The sequence below is a fragment of the Qipengyuania sp. genome, from assembly GCF_042095715.1.
Classification (GTDB): Bacteria; Pseudomonadota; Alphaproteobacteria; order Sphingomonadales; family Sphingomonadaceae; genus Qipengyuania.
Genome location: NZ_JBELMO010000007.1, coordinates 53,094 through 69,529, shown reverse-complemented (window position 1 = coordinate 69,529; position 16,436 = coordinate 53,094). Strand labels below are relative to the sequence as shown.

The 16,436-nt window shown below is 60.2% G+C and carries 13 protein-coding genes and 1 tRNA gene; 4 read left to right on the top strand and 10 right to left on the bottom strand.

What is annotated here, in order from left to right; translation table 11 throughout:
• On the top strand, positions 1-345 hold a 345-nt coding region (locus tag ACFDTG_RS03735), incomplete at its 5' end, for a S1 RNA-binding domain-containing protein (protein ID WP_375289700.1).
• A 73-nt stretch (positions 346-418) separates the two neighbouring features.
• Complete coding sequence (locus ACFDTG_RS03730; protein ID WP_375289699.1) at positions 419-1,099, top strand: spermidine synthase; 681 nt, start codon at positions 419-421, stop codon at positions 1,097-1,099.
• Positions 1,100-1,103: 4 nt separating this feature from the next.
• Here ACFDTG_RS03730 and ACFDTG_RS03725 read toward each other — a convergent pair whose 3' ends face one another.
• Entirely contained in the window at positions 1,104-1,631 is a 528-nt protein-coding gene (locus tag ACFDTG_RS03725) for a DUF1993 family protein (RefSeq protein ID WP_375289698.1), read from the bottom strand.
• Positions 1,632-1,695: 64 nt separating this feature from the next.
• Positions 1,696-2,370, bottom strand: coding sequence for a GcrA family cell cycle regulator (locus ACFDTG_RS03720; RefSeq protein ID WP_375289697.1), 675 nt, complete (start codon positions 2,368-2,370; stop codon positions 1,696-1,698).
• Positions 2,371-2,441: 71 nt separating this feature from the next.
• Between ACFDTG_RS03720 and ACFDTG_RS03715 the strand changes: the two genes are divergently transcribed.
• Positions 2,442-3,329, top strand: a complete 888-nt coding sequence (locus ACFDTG_RS03715; RefSeq protein WP_375289696.1) for an ABC transporter permease — start codon at positions 2,442-2,444, stop codon at positions 3,327-3,329.
• A gap of 16 nt (positions 3,330-3,345) precedes the next feature.
• On the opposite strand, the gene hspQ is transcribed toward ACFDTG_RS03715, so the two are convergent.
• Positions 3,346-3,726 carry a heat shock protein HspQ gene (gene hspQ / locus ACFDTG_RS03710; protein WP_375289695.1) on the bottom strand — a complete coding sequence of 127 codons (381 nt, stop codon included), beginning with the start codon at positions 3,724-3,726 and terminating at the stop codon, positions 3,346-3,348.
• 172 nt (positions 3,727-3,898) lie between these two features.
• On the opposite strand from hspQ, the gene ACFDTG_RS03705 reads away from it, so the two are divergent.
• Positions 3,899-3,988: transfer RNA gene (locus ACFDTG_RS03705), tRNA-Ser, on the top strand.
• A gap of 65 nt (positions 3,989-4,053) precedes the next feature.
• Here ACFDTG_RS03705 and ACFDTG_RS03700 read toward each other — a convergent pair.
• The 7 genes from ACFDTG_RS03700 to ACFDTG_RS03670 all read right to left on the bottom strand — a co-directional run bounded on the left by ACFDTG_RS03700 (position 4,054) and on the right by ACFDTG_RS03670 (position 16,372).
• A complete protein-coding gene (locus tag ACFDTG_RS03700) occupies positions 4,054-5,358 on the bottom strand; it encodes an alginate export family protein (protein ID WP_375289694.1) in 1,305 nt (434 codons plus the stop codon).
• Positions 5,359-5,518: 160 nt separating this feature from the next.
• On the bottom strand, positions 5,519-7,225 hold the full coding sequence (locus tag ACFDTG_RS03695; protein ID WP_375289693.1) for a methyl-accepting chemotaxis protein: 1,707 nt from the start codon (positions 7,223-7,225) through the stop codon (positions 5,519-5,521).
• A gap of 459 nt (positions 7,226-7,684) precedes the next feature.
• Positions 7,685-10,672, bottom strand: coding sequence for a PEPxxWA-CTERM sorting domain-containing protein (locus ACFDTG_RS03690; RefSeq protein ID WP_375289692.1), 2,988 nt, complete (start codon positions 10,670-10,672; stop codon positions 7,685-7,687).
• Between the two features lie 152 nt (positions 10,673-10,824).
• Positions 10,825-13,239, bottom strand: a complete 2,415-nt coding sequence (locus ACFDTG_RS03685) for a protein kinase (RefSeq protein ID WP_375289691.1) — start codon at positions 13,237-13,239, stop codon at positions 10,825-10,827.
• A gap of 1 nt (position 13,240) precedes the next feature.
• Complete coding sequence (locus ACFDTG_RS03680) at positions 13,241-13,789, bottom strand: ECF-type sigma factor (protein WP_375289690.1); 549 nt, start codon at positions 13,787-13,789, stop codon at positions 13,241-13,243.
• A gap of 106 nt (positions 13,790-13,895) precedes the next feature.
• Complete coding sequence (locus ACFDTG_RS03675) at positions 13,896-14,432, bottom strand: hypothetical protein (RefSeq protein WP_375289689.1); 537 nt, start codon at positions 14,430-14,432, stop codon at positions 13,896-13,898.
• Between the two features lie 551 nt (positions 14,433-14,983).
• The gene (locus ACFDTG_RS03670; protein ID WP_375289688.1) at positions 14,984-16,372 is read right to left on the bottom strand and encodes a glycosyl transferase family protein; all 1,389 of its coding nucleotides are present in this window, start codon (positions 16,370-16,372) and stop codon (positions 14,984-14,986) included.
• Positions 16,373-16,436: the final 64 nt, after the last annotated feature.

Here is a 16,436-nt window from a genome sequence, read left to right as displayed (position 1 = left end):
GAAATGAAGAACGAGCGGGTCGAAAAGCCGACCGACGTCGTGTCCGAAGGTCAGGAGGTCAAGGTCAAGGTCCTCGAGATCGACAACCGCGGCAAGGTCCGCCTGTCGATGCGCGTCGTCGATCAGGAAACCGGCGAAGAGCTGGAAGATACCCGCCCTCCCCGCGAACCGCGCGAGCCACGCGGTGATCGTGGCGGCGACCGTCGCGGCCCCCGCGGCGGCGGCGGCGGCGGTGGTGGCCGTGGCGGCCGCGACCGTGGTCCCCGCAATGATCGTGGCCGGGACGACCGTGGCGGCAACCGCGACGGCGAAGCGGCCCATATCCCCGACTTCCTCAAGGACTGATCAGGCGATAAATCCGTAAGAAAGGGCCGTCGGAGCGATCCGGCGGCCCTTTTCACATCGAACAGGACACGCGATGCTTCCCCGAGAAACCCTTGCCACCGCAACCATCCCGGGTGGCGACACGCTGACCCTCGTCAGCCACGGCCGCGATTTCATCGTCATGCTTGGGCGTGACGAATTGATGGGGACGCGCATGCAGTTCTCCGAAGAGCAGCTCGCCACGCTCACGCTGGAGCGCGTCGCCGCGCCGCGCCCCCGCATTCTCATCGGCGGCTACGGCCTCGGCTTCACATTTCGCGCCGCGCTGGCCGGGCTCCCCGATGGGGGGCGGATCACGGTGGCCGAAGTCGTCCCCGAAATCCTCGAATGGGCCAGCGGGCCGCTGGCGCACCTCACGGGTGAAAGTCTGTCAGATCCGCGCGGAGAGGTAGTGATTGCCGATGTCGCCGCCCTGATCGACGATGCGCTCGACGAAACCTGCCCTCGCTGGGACGCGATCCTGCTGGATGTCGACAACGGCCCGGACGGCATCGTGCGCGATGCCAACGATCGGCTCTATACCCGCACCGGCCTCGCCCGCGCGCGGGACGCGCTTAACCCCGGCGGTGTTCTCGCGGTCTGGTCGGCTGCGCCCGACCCCGCCTTCACGCGCCGGCTGCGTGATACCGGTATGTCCATGGAGGAGATCACGGTCCGCGCACGCCCAAACAACAAGGGCCCGCGCCACACGCTCTGGTTCGCGCGGAAAACCTAGCGCATCAGGCCATCGGCCCGGCGGGATTTCCTAGAAAATCGCGCTTGCCCAGCGCAACCCCCTTCATCCGCAGGATGCCGTAGAACGTGGTCGCGTGAAACTGGAAATTGGGCATGTTGAAGCCCAGCAGGAAACGCTCACCCGAAAGGGTGAAGCGCGTCTGACTACCCAGCACGAATTCGATCTTCCGATCGGCCAATGCGCCTATTTCCTCGCGTGTCGCAGAGGCCATCCGCTCCTGAGCGGAAGCGATCATCGCGCGCATCGCCGTCCATCCTTCGGGCACATCGGTGAAATCGGGTGTGAACGATCCACCGGCGAGCTGATCGATCGCATAGGCGCTATGCATCCAGCACGATCGGACATGCCATGGCAACGGCCACATCGTGTCGGCCAGCTTCGCCTCCAGCAACTCTGTATCCGTTGCATTGCCATCGGCAACGAATTGCTCGGCCTTGTCGATCACGTCGGGCAGAGCGTCCAGAAGCTGGCGAATGGTGGGCACGAAGGCGGAATAAAGATCGAAAGCCATGGAATCCTCCCCTTATAAAAAAGGGCCGCCGATCCATGACCGGCGACCCCTGTTGTACTGACGATCAGCGAACCCGCGGTCCGCCGAACGGAAGCGGCGGAGGAGGACGGCGCGCGCCGCGGGGGAGCTGTGCCTGATAGGCCCGGCCGCAATGCTCCACGCAATAGGGGAAGCCGGGATTGACCGCCTCGCCGCAGAAATGGAAATCGGGCTCCCCGGGGTGACCCATCGGCCAGCGGCAGACGCGCTCGTTCAAATCGAGAAGGCTCGTCTTGTCGGCGATCTCGGGGCTGGGCTTCGCCGGTACCAGCCGGCGCGGCGGCGCGGGCGGGATCGGCGGCTGCTGATCGCCCGGCCCCTGCCGCAAAAACCCGCCAGGTCCCACGGAAACGACCTTCGGAAGATCGGGCGAGCGGTTGGGTAATGGCTGCGAAGGGCCTGCATCGCTCTTCGCGACGGGTGCCTCCTCCTGCTTTGGCTCCGGCCGCGGACGGGGGGCCGGGGCAGGCGCGGGAGCCGGTTTGGGCGCGGCGCGCGGTGCGGGTGCCGGCGCCGGTGCAGGCGACGCTTTTTCCTTTTCCTTGACCGGCGACGGTCGCGCCTTGAGCCCGAGCCTGTGAGCCTTCCCGATCACCGCGTTCCGGCTGACGCCGCCCAGTTCCTCGGCGATCTGGCTTGCGGTCGCTCCGCCTTCCCACATGGTTTTCAGTTTGGCGATTCGTTCGTCGGTCCAGCTCATCAAGTTTCCAATTTCAATCGGGGCTGGCGGTGTGCTTGCCAGCCCGGCTATCGCATCCTAGGCGCACGGTCATGACCGAGCAGCCCCTTTCGACCAATATGAACCCGGCCAATCTCGCAGCGAACAATGCCGGAGCGGTCGAGACGTTTCCCGCACGGGGCGTGCCGGTAATCACCGGCATCAATCGCGTGGGACTGTGGAGCCTCTATGTGAAAGAGGTTCGGCGATTCTTCAAGGTCCAGACGCAGACGATCTGGGCTCCTGCGGTCACGACGCTGCTTTTTCTGGTCATCTTCACGGTCGCCTTGGGCCGCAACGGCTATTCCGTCTTCGGCGTGCCGTTCGGCGATTTCGTGGCGCCGGGCCTGATCGTGATGGGAATGATGCAGAATGCCTTCGCGAACTCCTCTTTTTCTTTCCTTTCCGGCAAGATCCAGGGCACGATCATCGATCTGCTGATGCCCCCTCTTTCCGAAGGAGAGCTCATGATCGGCATCGTCGGGGCGGCAGTGACTCGCGCGATCCTCGTCGGGATGGCCGTGGCAATCGCGATGTGGCTCTACCCCGGCGTCCATCTCCATTTGGAGGCGCCTTGGGCGATCGTGTGGTTCGGCCTCATGGGCGCAATCCTGCTGGCGCTGATGGGCCTCATCGCGTCTTTGTGGGCCGAAAAGTTCGACCACAACGCCGCCGTCACCAACTTCGTCATCGCCCCCCTCAGCCTGCTGTCGGGCACCTTTTACACGATCGACCGGCTGCATGGCGTGTTCCAGGCAGTCAGCCGCGCCAATCCTTTCTTCTATGTGATCTCGGGCTTCCGGTACGGGTTCCTGGGGGAAAGCGACATCGGCACGACGGGCCACGTCTTGGCGGCAGGCGCGGGATTGCTGGTACTGAACCTTCTGGTCGGCTTCCTTGCCTATCGCCTCATGCGGTCGGGGTGGAAGATTCGCAGCTAGCGATAAGCGAACAGGGTCAGTGCGTGGCGCCGCGGCGCAGCCGATAACGCCCGTCTTCGAACGGGCCGAACATCTGAGCCACCTCGGGATGCTCGACCGGTCCGCCGAGCGAATCCGCAATCAGGTTCTGCTGGCTGACGTAGGCGACGTAAGACCCCTCCTCGTTTTCCGCGAAGAGGTGATAGAACGGCTGTTCCCGGTCGGGCCGGATGTGTTCTGGAATGGCCTCGTACCACTCCTCGCTGTTCGCAAAGACGGGATCGATGTCGAACACCACCCCCCTGAAGTCGAACATCTTGTGACGAACCACCTCGCCCAAGGAAAAGCGACTGCGAACATGGCGGGGGGCTTCGATCGTGCGCCCCGCTTGAGGGGAAAAATATTGCGAGCGGACCATAGGACCCGGAATATGGGCATCAGCTGGTCCCCCGACAACCGCCTTGCGCGCGCAACCCCCCGCATTTCACGCGGCATCCTGCGTCAATGCGCTTGGCAAAGCGCCCCACCCGCGCTAAGCGCGCCGCCTTCCGGCCAAGCGGGCGATATAGCCCGGCGCAAGAGCCCTTCGCGGAGAGGTGGCAGAGTGGTCGAATGCGCCGCACTCGAAATGCGGTGTGCGGGCAACCGTACCGTGGGTTCGAATCCCACCCTCTCCGCCAACGGCCTGGCTATCGGTTTCCAGGGGACTTGCCTGCGCAAATCGCCGTCCCCGATGTGAATCCGATCAGAAGTTGAAATTGATGTCCGCGTAAATGTAGCACGTGTCGTCAGTATTGATCACATTCGGGGCATTGCGCAGGAACTCGCCCTTGGCGAGGATTGCTCCGCCGATGTCCAGTTGGATCCGTTTTGGCACCACCCAGTAACGCACGCGCGCCTCGACCTGTGCGCCCGCGTAATCTCCGCTTTGCCCCGAGGCGTCCTTGATTCCCGTCTTCGCGAAACTGTCGGTAATCTCCTCGAGCCAGACGAACCGCGCTGACACAAACGCGTCGAAACGCTTAGATGGCTTCACCTCGAGCCCCACGCCTAGGTCGCGGATATTGTTCCGGCTCAGCGGCCCGTAAAGCGAGGAAGACGGGCCCCACTCGCCTCTCCGGATACCGAACAATGTATCGAAGCCGTTGAAGCTGGTGCTACCCGGGTCATCGCCGCTAGCGATATCGCCGACGATGGACAGCCGGGGCTTTAGCGCGCTGTCGAACGTGTATCCGACCTCAGCCGCGACCGTGTAAGCCGATACGTCGACAGATGGAGCACTGGCTGCCGAAGAGGTGCGGATGGTGCCGGATTGCCAGGCACCTTCCAGTTCGAAATCCACCTTGCCCGTAGCAGCCTTGGAGAACAGCCTTACCCCCGGCGTCACCAGATGGCGGTTTTTTGTTGCCTTGCCCGAGCGATCATTTTCATCAACGCCATAGACATAGGCTTCGAGCGTGGTGCCGGATCGGGAAATCGCGGATGAAAAGATCCCGCCCCAGAATTGCAGTTCATCACCCTCGCGATCCCACTCGACGGAATTGTCCAGCAGGCTGGGACGATCAAATGGCAACCGCTGCTGAGGAAGGGTGTAGAACAGCGTCAGGTCCTGGCCTCGATCCTTGTTCGACCAGTCGAAACGCGCACCGGTGAAACCGTTGGCGGTGTTTCGAAAGCCCGGGCTTGCGGCCAAACGCTTGGACCCCAGGTTCAAGAGAAACCTGCCGGCGGTCAGTTCTGATGAAGACCCGGTCGAAAGCGCATCGCCCAGTTCGACGGTGACATAGCCGGCTACCAATTCGAATGCGTTCACTTCGGCCGTGGAGAGCGGCGTACCGTTGTCAGCCCAATAGGCGCGCGCATCCTGTAACTGCCCCCCGACGCGAACGGGACCGGCATCGTATTCGGCCTCGATGATCGTCCGAAAGGTCAGCAAGTCCGCAGACTCGGCCCCGCTGCTTCGAAAAGTATTGTCATACGTCTCGTAACGAGCCCGCACGCTGCCCTCGATAGTGAAGTCGTCTGACCCTACCGCGTTTTGCAGTGTCATTCCTTCTCCGTCTTTTGCTGCCGCAGGTGCAGCGATGGATGACGCAGCGCTGGCAAGCCACAATGTGGCCAAGGCGTGTTTTTTCATTGATACTCTTTCTTGATCGGCGATGCGCAAGTCCCAGCGCTGCTTAAGCGCCAGACAGACTGGTCGGGGCTGCTTAGAACTCGCTCCAGTCGTCGGTGTCGAGCGCGAGGTTGCCCGCCGTCACCGGAGCTGGTGTGCTGCGAACGGCGGCAGCCGGGGCGGAACTGCGGGTCGCGCGCGCGGGCATCTGCCTGACGTTTCCATTACCGCTTCCTTTCAAAACGAAGCCGGAAACGATCGATGCCAGGCTGTCTGCTTCCGTGGCCAGATTCCGCGCGGCGGCGTTGCTCTCTTCGACCATGGCAGCGTTCTGCTGAGTCACCAGATCCATGCTGCTCATGGACTTGTTGGCGTCCTTCAGATTTTCGGATTGTTCCTCTGCCTTCGAGCTGATTTCTCCGACTAACTCTGTCGTCACCTCGATCTTCTTTGCAATGCGATCGAACACCTCACCGGTCTTGCGAACCATTCCGGCGCCGACAGAGACATGGGTCGAACTACGCTCGATCAGTTCCTTGATATCCTTGGCTGCATCGGAGGAACGCTGAGCCAGCGCACGTACTTCGTTTGCGACCACGGCGAAGCCGCTGCCCGAATTGCCGGCACGCGCCGCTTCCACGCCCGCGTTCAGAGCGAGAAGATTGGTCTGGAACGCGATATTATCGATGACCGAAATGATCTCTTCGATCTGCGCGGTCGAATTCTCGATTTCCGCCATCGCGGCGACCGCCTGCGAGATGACCTCGCCGCCGCTCTTGGCTTCGCACATCGCCTCAGACACGTCCTTCTGTGCCTGAGCGGCACCGTTGGCGGTTTCGGAAAGCATCGCAGTGATGCGGTTGACCGCCTCTGTCGTGCGTGCAAGCTCGGACGCATGGCGCTCGGTCCGGCTCGCCAGATCGTCGGAGGCCTGGCTGATCTCGTTCGAGCCCACGCGAATGGTGTGCGCAGCTTCCGCCACCCCGGACATCGTGCCGTGCAACTGGGCGATGGTGCTGTTGAAGTCGGTGCGCAGCCCTTCATAGGTTTTGCTCAGCTCGCCGAGTTCCATGGTTAGGTCACCCTGGGACATGCGCTGCAGACATTCACCGACGCGTTCGGCCATTTCCGCCATTTCCGCGTCAGACTGGCGCTTCTGCATGCTGGTGTCGCGCAGCTGTACGGCCGCCCGGGCCAGTTCGCCAACATCGTCGTTGCGATCTGCAAGATTGATTGAGACGTTGAAGTCACCCTGCAAAACCTTGCGAATGGCATCGGAAATGGAACCGAGTTCGCTGGAAATCGCATTGCGGATGGCACGGGCGAGGATGAACGAGATCAGACCGACAAGCAGTGCGATCGCGCTGGTGATCCACATGACTTTTTGGGAAAAGGCAGCCTGCGCTTCAGAATGCAAAGCGGCTTCAGCGATCACGGGATCGCGGATCGCTTCGATCGCAGCGTCGACCTTGTCGCCCGATGCCATGATCTTGCTCACGGCCGCGGCGTCGGTCGGACCCGCGGCAATGACCGCTTCAACGGTCTCTACATAGGAATCGCTGAGAGTGGACACGAGGTCTACCCGCTCCTGATCCGCACCTTCGATTTTAGCCCGAGCGTCTGCAATTGCTTGCCGCAAGTCGCCTACATTGCTCTCGAAGCCTTCCCGCGTATCGTTATTCCGAAGCAAGGCGTAGCGGAACACATCCCGCTCAAGGGATGCGAAATCTTTTTCGAGAAGTGCCGAGGATAGAGCTTGATCGGACAGGAAATTATCCTGATTGAGCATCTTCAAACTCATGAAGGAGCTGATCGTAAGTATCGTTACGAGTACGAGGCTCAAAATAATGGAAGCCGTCGCCTGAATTCCGAGGCGCTGGTTGATCGACTTTTTCCGAAGCCAGCCACCAACACCAAAAGATGAATTACTCATATTCGACATAATTGTGTCCCATGCGCTCGAATGCCCCTCGGCGTAGGGCCGGATGAAATCCGCCCCGGTTTGGGCGTCGATACGCATGGGCGTTTAATAATCGGGTCATCGGCAAAATAAGTGGCAGCCCGTATTTTGGGGTAGTTCTCAGAAAGGTTTTGAGACGGCTGGATCCCTAAATGTCGCCCTCAACGCAAACCTATAGAGCGGTTTCCAGTTGGTCGGCCAAGCCGTTGATCACATCTACGTAGGTTAGCCAAAGAGGGACGCCGCAAGATCGGCGCCCCTCATCGTCATGCCTGGCTGAACTTCGCTAGTTCCATATAATCAGGCCACGATAGACCGCACGAAACGCCGACGGGATCTGCGAAGCGCGCCACCGACGGCGCCGAAGCCGATTATAAGCATCGCCCAAACCGAAGGTTCGGGAACTATTCCACCTCCAGGAACGCCGACGTTTGTCACGGTCAGTTTGACCAGGTCGTTATCGTAATCGTACAGCAGGTCATAGGCGAAGCCATCGTTGAAGCCGCTGGTCGTGACCCCAGCGAACACGCCCGACAAGGCGCCAACCGAGTCAAGCAGGACAAAGCTGTCCCCGACATTGAGCATGCACCCTGCAAGACAACTGAGCGCGAGAGTGCCGTCCAACGTCGCCGAGCCCGAGATGTTGAACCGGTCGTAGCTTCCCAGCGAAAAGAGCTGCGAAGCGAGAGCGCCGGTTTCGGTCTGCAGGTAATTACCGTTGAGTTGCAGCATACCCGTCATGCCGATGTCGCCTGGAGCAATCGTACCTGCGTTCGTCAGGGTTCCGCCATGTTGGAAGACCCCCGTACCGGAAAGAGTACCATTGCTGCCATTGGCAAAGTTGGTGTTGAAGGCGATCGTGCCGGACAGGACGTTGATGGTTCCGTTGTTCGTAAGATTGCCGCTGGGAAGCAAAGCGGTGGTACCCGATCCCCCAGTTTTCTCGATGAGGCCGTTGTTCACGACGGAACCAGCTCCCGTGGTAAAGCCACCAAATGAGGAATCAGACTGGAAATCGATTAGGCCGTTGTTGGTGACCAACACACCGCCTCCCAGCAACGTCGTTGCTGGGCTAGACATGGTGAGCCGCCCATCATTCACGAATGTGCCTCCGGCGAAAGTTCTCGTAGAGGCTCCGGTTGCGATCATTTCCGCATCCGGACCAATGCGCCAACCCCCTGTGAAGTCGCCACCGCGCCATTCTGCAGCTCCATCCAATACGGCTGCGTTGCCGCCGAAGAGTCCGCCTGCAAATACCAGATTTTGGGATGAAAGCGCGCCTGCGAATACGGCGCTCGTATTGACCCGGTTTTCGCCAATGCCGGTGAAGCTCCCCCCATTGAACTGCTGCCCCCCCGCGTTGAAATTGATGACCCCATCGGCACGCAGTTCGCCACCGTTGTTGGCGAAGAACGAGTTGGAAACGGTCAGCGAGTGTCCGGTCGCCACATCGACCAGCCCGCCTGGCCCATTGACGAAGGAGCCGCCCCCGCTGTTGTTGCCGAAGGACACATTTGCGTCAACGTCCATCAAGGCGTTGTTCGTCAGTACGAACTCACCACCAAACAGGGTAGTGTTCGAATCCGCCCAGGTTATGGTCCCGTTATTGGCAAGTGTTCCGCCAAATAGGCTCCGGGTTGCCGCTTCGCGGGAAACCAGAATGGCTCCCGCGGTCACCGTCCAATCGTCGACGATATTTCCACCATACCAGTCGACGATACCGCTCAACTCAGCATTGCCGCCCGAATAGTTGCCGTTACGCAATTCAAGGTTGGCGGAATTGAAGCCACCGTTGAAGACCGCGTTGGTATTTATCCGGCTGGCTCCGCTGCCGGTAAATTGCGTCCCGTCGTTAAAGGTCTGGCCCAATACGTTGAAGTTGATAAGTCCGTCGCTGTTGATCGTCCCTGCGTTGTTGGCGAAACCGCTCATTGCAAGCGACCACGTTACGCCGCTGGCGACATCGATTGTTCCCGTCGCCGCATTGACCAGGGCTCCACCACCCGAACTATTGCCGAATGAACTGTCGGCGAGAAACTGCAAGGACGCGTTGTTGGTAAGGACGCTGTTTCCAGCAAACAGCAAAGTGCTTGATTCCTGCCAGGCCAAGATACCGTTGTTTATGAAACTGCCATTTGCAAGGCTGCGGGTCGCCGGCCCGAGCACATCAATTCCTGCGCCGCTGGCCAGAGTCCAATCGCCGGCAAAGTTTCCGGCAAACCAGTCCGCTTCTCCAGCCAGACCAGCTGCTGCCCCCTGATACTGGCCGCCCCGCAATTCAAGGTTCTCCGAATTAATGGTACCGCTGAAAGCTGCGTTGGTGTTTACGCGATTGGCACCAGTTCCCGCAAAGCGGGTACCATCGAGGAACTGTTGCCCCGTATTACCATAGTTGATGATACCGGCAGAAGTGAGCAGCCCGCCTTCATTGATCAGCGGAACATCGAGATTTACCACTACCCCATTTGCGGCCCCAATCTCGCCACCCGCGGAATTTACCAAAGATCCCCCGCCACTGGTGAAACCGAAGCGCGAACCTGCGTTGAAGTCCATCAGCCCATTGTTGGTTAAGACGACACCGCCTCCAAACAGGGCATTGCTCGGCTCCTCCCAAGCGAGCGTACCGTTAAGCGCGAAAGTCCCGCCGCCGAAGACGCGGGTAGCCCCACCCCGCGAGGTCAGTGTGGCACCGGCATCGATGGCCCAATCGCCTGTAAAGGTTCCGCCCGTCCAATCTGCGGTGCCGGAAAGCTGGGCGCCTGTTCCGGAAAAAGCGCCATTCTGGAAAAGCAGGCTCTGGGTGTCTTGATTCCCGATGAAACTGATGTTGCTCGCAACGATAACGGCTCCCGTGCCAAGATATTGCGATCCACTGCGAAAGATACCGCCGTTGCCCAAACGGATCGTTCCAGCAGCGGCATCGATGGTGCCGGAGTTATCAAGGAACACATCGAAATTGGTGGTATTGCCAAGCCCTGCGTTTGCGAACGTGCCTGAGTTGAGAAACGCGCCGCCACCGCTGGTATAGCCGATCGACAGATTACCATAGCTCATCCATTCGGAAGCATTGCTGATGTTCGCCCCGCCTCCGATCAGAAGGTTTCCTTCACGCCAATTGACCAGGCCCGACTGGTTCGCGAAATTGGAAGAAAATACCTTTGTGCTGCCGCCTTGTATCTCGAGGATGTCGGGGCTGAGGAGAGGATCAGGGCCGGCATAGGTGCCCGCCGTGAAGAAGTATGTCGCTGCACCCGCCGGCGCCGCGATGGCGAGCGCGCTGGCGCTCATGGCAAAAAGGATTGTACCACGCATTTAAACACCCCTTGTTCCAACCAAAACCACGAGCGCGAAACACCCCGCCCATATGAGTTGGCGTCAACAAGACGGTCAACGGATCAAAAATGTTTGGAATTGTGAATCTCGTATCGGGACTCGCGAGATCAGCCCAGGTGGCCAGATCCCCTGCAATCGAGCAAACCAGCGTCGATCGTATCCACGTCATTGGCCTGATTGAGAGGCGATATGCCCCACCGACGCTCGATTTCCCGCCATTCGGCCCGGGCAAGGAGATAGGCCGCACAACCCTCGCGGCGCTGCCCTGCTGCAAGCAGCGTCTCACCCAAGGCACGCCTCGCAGAAGTCCGATCCCGAAAGTATCCGGCGTTTTCGGGCTCCGCATCGACCAGCTTCCGGCGCTCGGCGAGCGCAAGTCGCGCCATAGCGATCGCCTCGTCCAGACGGCCCATGGCAACGAGAATAGGCGCATGCTGACCGCGAAAGCCCTGCAGCCGCCGAAACAGTTCGCTGTCGTCCGGATCCTTGTCGAGCAGGTTCATGGCATGGTTTTCCGAAGCTGTCAGATCCCGGTGCGCTTCGTCCAGCGAATCTATGTCCCAATAAATGAGCGCCCGAACGAAGTGCGCTCCCATCAGTTCGCGTTCGATGCCTTGGTCATCCGGAAAGCGACGATGAAGATTCTGAAGCGCCTCGATCGCTTCACCCGCGATCGGGATTGATCGAAGATACTCGGCGCGATCGGTGCTAAGGTCGATAGACCACGACATCGCACTGGCGAGGGATGAGAGAAGCCGCGCTTGCGTTCTGCGTCCCACCGGGTCTGCCGAATCCTGCCTGACCAGCGCACGCACCTCAGGCACCAGTGCCTCCATTTGAACCACCGCCTTCTCGCCCTCGTCTATCCACACCAGCGGCTTGGCAGCCTGGAGTTTTGCCTCGACCCTGCCAAGCTCATCCGCCCGCGTGCCTTCTCCCGATTTCAGGAGTGAATCGTATAGTGCTGCCGACCGGCGTGCAGGCCCAATCGCCTCCTCGGAAAGATCTTCGGCGATGAACCGATAGACGCTCCAGGAAAACAGCGCTTGTGCGAGCGATCGCGAAACGTTCGCGTCGGCAGGGTTTTCCTTATGTAGTTCCTCGAGGAGCGCGACCGACCGGCGCAAGGCGACGCCCGCTTCTTCGCGCCTACCAAGGTTGCGGTCGACCGGGTTGCCCAGGACATCAGAGAGGCGCTTGAGGCCATTGGCGATCTCAAGCTTCAAGCCGGGATCTTTGGTTCGTGTTTCCCCGAGAGAATCGAGGTATCCGCTTGCACGATCGGCGATCTTCATGAGGGATCGCGTGTTGCCGGTCACGCTCGCTAGATCATCATAGAGATCGTAGAGCATGAAATTCGCAAGCTCGCGAACTTCGCCGAAACGCTGCTCCGCCTCGGCGCGGGCCGCCTCTGCGCGCACATAGGACCAGCTGGTCCCGGCCAGCCCGATCGCGAGTGTTGTCAAGACAATGCCGACGGAGGCGACGAGTGTTTTCTGCCGCCGGACGAACTTGTTTATCCGATAACGTCGCGAAGACGAATAGGCGTCGACAGTCCGCCCGTCCCGGAAACGCTCGAGATCGTCCGAAAGATCGCTGACCGAAGCATAGCGATCCGACGGATCGTCGGACGCCGCCTTTGCGGCGATCGCGGTCAGTTCAGGCTCCGCCATACCGTCCAACATTGCCTCGAGGATACGACCAAGCGAGTAGATGTCGGAAAGCGTGTTGGTCGCATCACCGTTCATGCGTTCGGGCGCGGCGAAGCCTGGGGTGAGGCTGAGGCCCGTAATGCGCGAGGCCGGCGTTGCTTGCTCGTCCGCACGCGGGGGGCGGGCAATTCCGAAGTCGATCAGCTTGGCCTGGTCTTCGTGGTCTACCAGTATATTGCCAGGAGTAAGATCGCGATGCACCACGAGATTCTGGTGCGCCGACCCGACCGCAGCCTTAATCTGGCGAAAGAGGTCCAGTCGTGCGTCCAAACCGGGCGTTGGAGTGTCCTTCAGCCACTGCCTCAAAGTCCTGCCCGCGACGTATTCCATCACGATGTAGGGCTGACCATCTTCCGTTTCCCCACCATCGTAGAGACGGGCGATATGCGGGTGGTTCAGCTTCGCCAAAATCTGGCGCTCGCGTCTGAACCGCTCGATCAGGCTTTCGCTTAGCGCTCCGGGGCGGATAACCTTGATTGCGACGGTGTGATCGAAATCGCCCTCATTTCTTTCCGCGAGCCAGACCGAGCCCATCCCGCCCCGGCCCAGTTGACGTATGACCCGGTATCCCGCGATATCCGGCGCAACCTCGTCACCACCGTAAAGTCCTGCGCCTGCACCCCCAGTTCGCAAAGATGCCCTGGCGTCCCGATCCGACAGCAGAAGCTCCAGAGCGCGCTCGCGGATCGCAGGTTCCAAGTCGTCGCGCGAAGCAATGTACGCTTCGCGGACATCTGGAGAATGGCCCATTGCCGCATCCAACAGGTCGAGAGCCGCCCGCTCCGAACGCCCGCGATCTCCGCCGATCATCTTATCTGCTCAATCGGTCGTGTAGCCACGCACGCGTGGCGGACCAGCGCCTCTTGATCGTGGGTTCGCTTACCCCCAGAACCTCGCCGATGTCGGCGGAATTCATGCCGCCGAAGAACCGCATCTCCACGATCTGGCTGCGCTCGGGATCGATCTTTTCCAACTCGCGCAGAGCAAGATCCAGTTCGATCAGGTCGAGAGGTATCTCCCAGTCCGCGACATCGGTACAAAGCGTGAGGGGGGTTTCCCCACGCTTGAGCGCATTTCGCTGACGTGCCGCGTCGATCAGGACGCGTCGCATCAGGTGCGATGCCAGGGCCAGGATATGCGAACGACCATGAAACTCCATGACGGTAAGCCGAGACAAGCGAATAACCGCCTCGTTGATGAGATCTCCCGTCGAAAGGGACGTGTTCCGCTCGGAGCGCAGTTTTGCGGCTGCGATTTGCCGCAATTCACCATCCAGACTTGAAAACAGCGCATCCCCTGCCTTGCGATCCCCGCCCTGCCACTGTCCGGCCAAGGCCACGAAGTCGGTTTGGTCCGCCATTTTCCCCCCGAAGAAAACCTGCTCCCATTACTAAGGCGCAGGATAGCAGATTGTCGGATCAATTAGAAACGCTGCCGATCTCGATCACTCGGTGCGGCTCTGCTCCTCAAAAGCCCGCTGACAATGTCAGCACCGCCGCACCTGCATCCTTCGTGTCCTCTTCACCTACGCGCCATCTATAGGACGCTTCCAGCCGTCCAAAGCCGGATCCGAGCGGAAAGACGACATCTGCGCTGGGACCCAATTCCAGGCGTGCGACATTCTTTTCCGCTCCTCCCCAAACCCCTGCTCCGATTGCCATCGCCGAATTTAGGCCAACAGGTATCTTTTTTCCCAGAACGAGATTGCCGTCTACAAACTGGGTATCGGGTTGCCCGCCGACATATCCAGCCTGCGCATAGCCTCGGACGGAAGCGCCAAGCTTGGGTACAACATCGTCGATACCGCCAGACACGAAAGCCGCCGGAGCGATTTGCTGACTTCCAGCCGACAAATACACGCGGCCTTCGAGGTGAACATTGATCGGAACGCCCCCTATCGGCCTCGCCGCCATTCCGACCCCCAGATGGCCATCCTCGCGGTCGTCGAGCGACTTTACCGCTCGAACATAGGCAAAAGGTCTTCTCGAAGATTCTGAATCCATCGCAAAGCGAAGAACCGCTCCGGTCTGGCTGCCGCCATAGGCCGACGCTCCAAATCCGGAAGAATTGGACCGAACTGCGTCAGGCCGCACCAGAAGCCAAGCATCGATTGACCAGGTGCGCTGGTTGCCTAACCGCACGCGGTCCGGTGCACGTGCATTTCCGATCCCGTTATCGCGCAACACCGGCCACGGTGACAGTCTTTCGCGGACCTGCCCGCAGCTGGCTTCTTCTTCACAGCTCTTTAAGCTGGGCATGGGCGATACCGTCCGGCCGGTGAGAAATTGAGGCGCAACGCGTTCTTTTCGATCTGGCGCCGCGACGTTGCCCTGCTCCCCCCCGAAGAATTTGGACTGAAGCGGGGCCTTTCTAGAGCTCTGCGCGATTGCCTTCACGAGCTGCGAGCGCGGCTCGATTGCCATATCGCGCTTCGCATACAGTTGAGGTTCGATCATTGGATCATAAACTGCAATCCTCAGGGCGATCCACGATACCATTACGGTAACTAGGGCAATCAGCGGCTGGCCACGAATGGTCGCACGGGAGGATGCGCTCACTTCGATCCCTCAGCCTCTATCGCGGGGATCGGATGATCGAAGTGTTCCGTCTTGTCCCAACTGGCCACCCCACCCATCAGCGAATGGATATAGGCAAAAACAGCTCGTCTCGCCGCCACGATGGCGATTGCATTCGACACCACAATTCTCGGGATCGCCAGCAGAGCCTGCCGCCGGCCATGCTCGCGCCAAGTGAAGAGTGACCGCGAAAGCGCACGCCAGGCCAGGGCAAGAAGATTCGCGAACAGCAAAATGTCGAGCGTCGAACTCAATGGCGGCAGTGAGACGAGATCAAGCCACCGCAGCATCAGTTCGATTCCAAAAAGGACCACTAGGAAATAGGCCAGAAAGAGAAGAAATGCCGCAAGTGGGCCGCGCCGGTCGCGACTGCGCATCCACAACTCGACAGGCGACCAGTTCCAGCCGAGCCGGTCCCATCCTTGCAGCGCGATACCATGTATCCAACGGGCTTTTTGCCGCACCGCTGCATTGATGTTGGTGGGAAAATATGCCCGCGTCGCGATGAGCCGCCCCTCGGTGGTCCGGATTCTCAAAAAGCTGCTTTTTCCGCCCCAAGCCGCGACGCCGATCCCAGGCTCATAATCCTCGGTCAACGCTCCGGTGGCAAACGGGCCCCTTCCGCCACTCGCGACGGACAGACGTTCGAGATGCTCGCGAGCGATCGCACAGCCCACCCCGGCACCGGGGAGACTTCGGGCCAAGGCAGCGCGGACGACCATCGTTTTTGCGTGAGATTCTGCAAATTCATCGGAGTAATGTCCGGAAATCCAGGGGGATCGCGGGTGCGGCATCGCGAGTACGGGCAATTGCACGAAGGCCGCCTCGCCGATCGCCTGATCGAGCAGATTAATAGCGGCAGGATCCACCAGGTCTTCGGCATCGTGCAGGATCACCATTCTCACAGGCCGACCGCTCGCATTCTCTTCCGCTTCCATTTCACGGAAAATTCGATTCAGGCAGTCGGCCTTGCATGTTGGCCCGTGGCTCGCGTGTATCGCCATCCGGATCCGCGGATCCTCGAAAGACGCTTTCCGAACCGCGTCGATCGTGCGCGGATCATTGTTATAACAGCCGACGAATATAAGCAGATCGGCCTGGGGCCAGACTTTTGAAATGTGAGACAGGGTGGTCGCGATGACTCTCTCTTCCTGCCACGCCGGGATAAATACGCAGCACCTGCCCCGCAGAGGTCGCGATCGCAGGCAAGCCTCGTCGACCCGCTCCCGCTTGATGCGACCAGTCAGGTGCAAAACGAGATAAGCGACATCGATCAGCATCTCGTCGATAGCGCCGATGAGGAAGAAGCAACCGGTGAAGAGAAACAGTTCCTGCCGAGCCAACAACAGCCATTCGCCCGCCGCCATACCCAATACCCCCCCATCGATACCCCGGCAAAATCAAGCGTAACGCCTTGGTGCGGGGTTGCAA

What these genes read in the sequence shown, in the direction of transcription:
- ACFDTG_RS03675 (WP_375289689.1), bottom strand. Translation starts at nt 14,432, where the DNA reads ATGGATTCAGAATCTTCGAGAAGACCTTTTGCCTATGTTCGAGCGGTA.
- ACFDTG_RS03715 (WP_375289696.1), top strand. Translation starts at nt 2,442, where the DNA reads ATGACCGAGCAGCCCCTTTCGACCAATATGAACCCGGCCAATCTCGCA.
- hspQ (WP_375289695.1), bottom strand. Translation starts at nt 3,726, where the DNA reads ATGGTCCGCTCGCAATATTTTTCCCCTCAAGCGGGGCGCACGATCGAA.
- ACFDTG_RS03720 (WP_375289697.1), bottom strand. Translation starts at nt 2,370, where the DNA reads ATGAGCTGGACCGACGAACGAATCGCCAAACTGAAAACCATGTGGGAA.
- ACFDTG_RS03725 (WP_375289698.1), bottom strand. Translation starts at nt 1,631, where the DNA reads ATGGCTTTCGATCTTTATTCCGCCTTCGTGCCCACCATTCGCCAGCTT.
- ACFDTG_RS03695 (WP_375289693.1), bottom strand. Translation starts at nt 7,225, where the DNA reads ATGAGTTTGAAGATGCTCAATCAGGATAATTTCCTGTCCGATCAAGCT.
- ACFDTG_RS03685 (WP_375289691.1), bottom strand. Translation starts at nt 13,239, where the DNA reads ATGATCGGCGGAGATCGCGGGCGTTCGGAGCGGGCGGCTCTCGACCTG.
- ACFDTG_RS03670 (WP_375289688.1), bottom strand. Translation starts at nt 16,372, where the DNA reads ATGGCGGCGGGCGAATGGCTGTTGTTGGCTCGGCAGGAACTGTTTCTC.
- ACFDTG_RS03690 (WP_375289692.1), bottom strand. Translation starts at nt 10,672, where the DNA reads ATGAGCGCCAGCGCGCTCGCCATCGCGGCGCCGGCGGGTGCAGCGACA.
- ACFDTG_RS03700 (WP_375289694.1), bottom strand. Translation starts at nt 5,358, where the DNA reads ATGACACTGCAAAACGCGGTAGGGTCAGACGACTTCACTATCGAGGGC.
- ACFDTG_RS03730 (WP_375289699.1), top strand. Translation starts at nt 419, where the DNA reads ATGCTTCCCCGAGAAACCCTTGCCACCGCAACCATCCCGGGTGGCGAC.
- ACFDTG_RS03680 (WP_375289690.1), bottom strand. Translation starts at nt 13,789, where the DNA reads ATGGCGGACCAAACCGACTTCGTGGCCTTGGCCGGACAGTGGCAGGGC.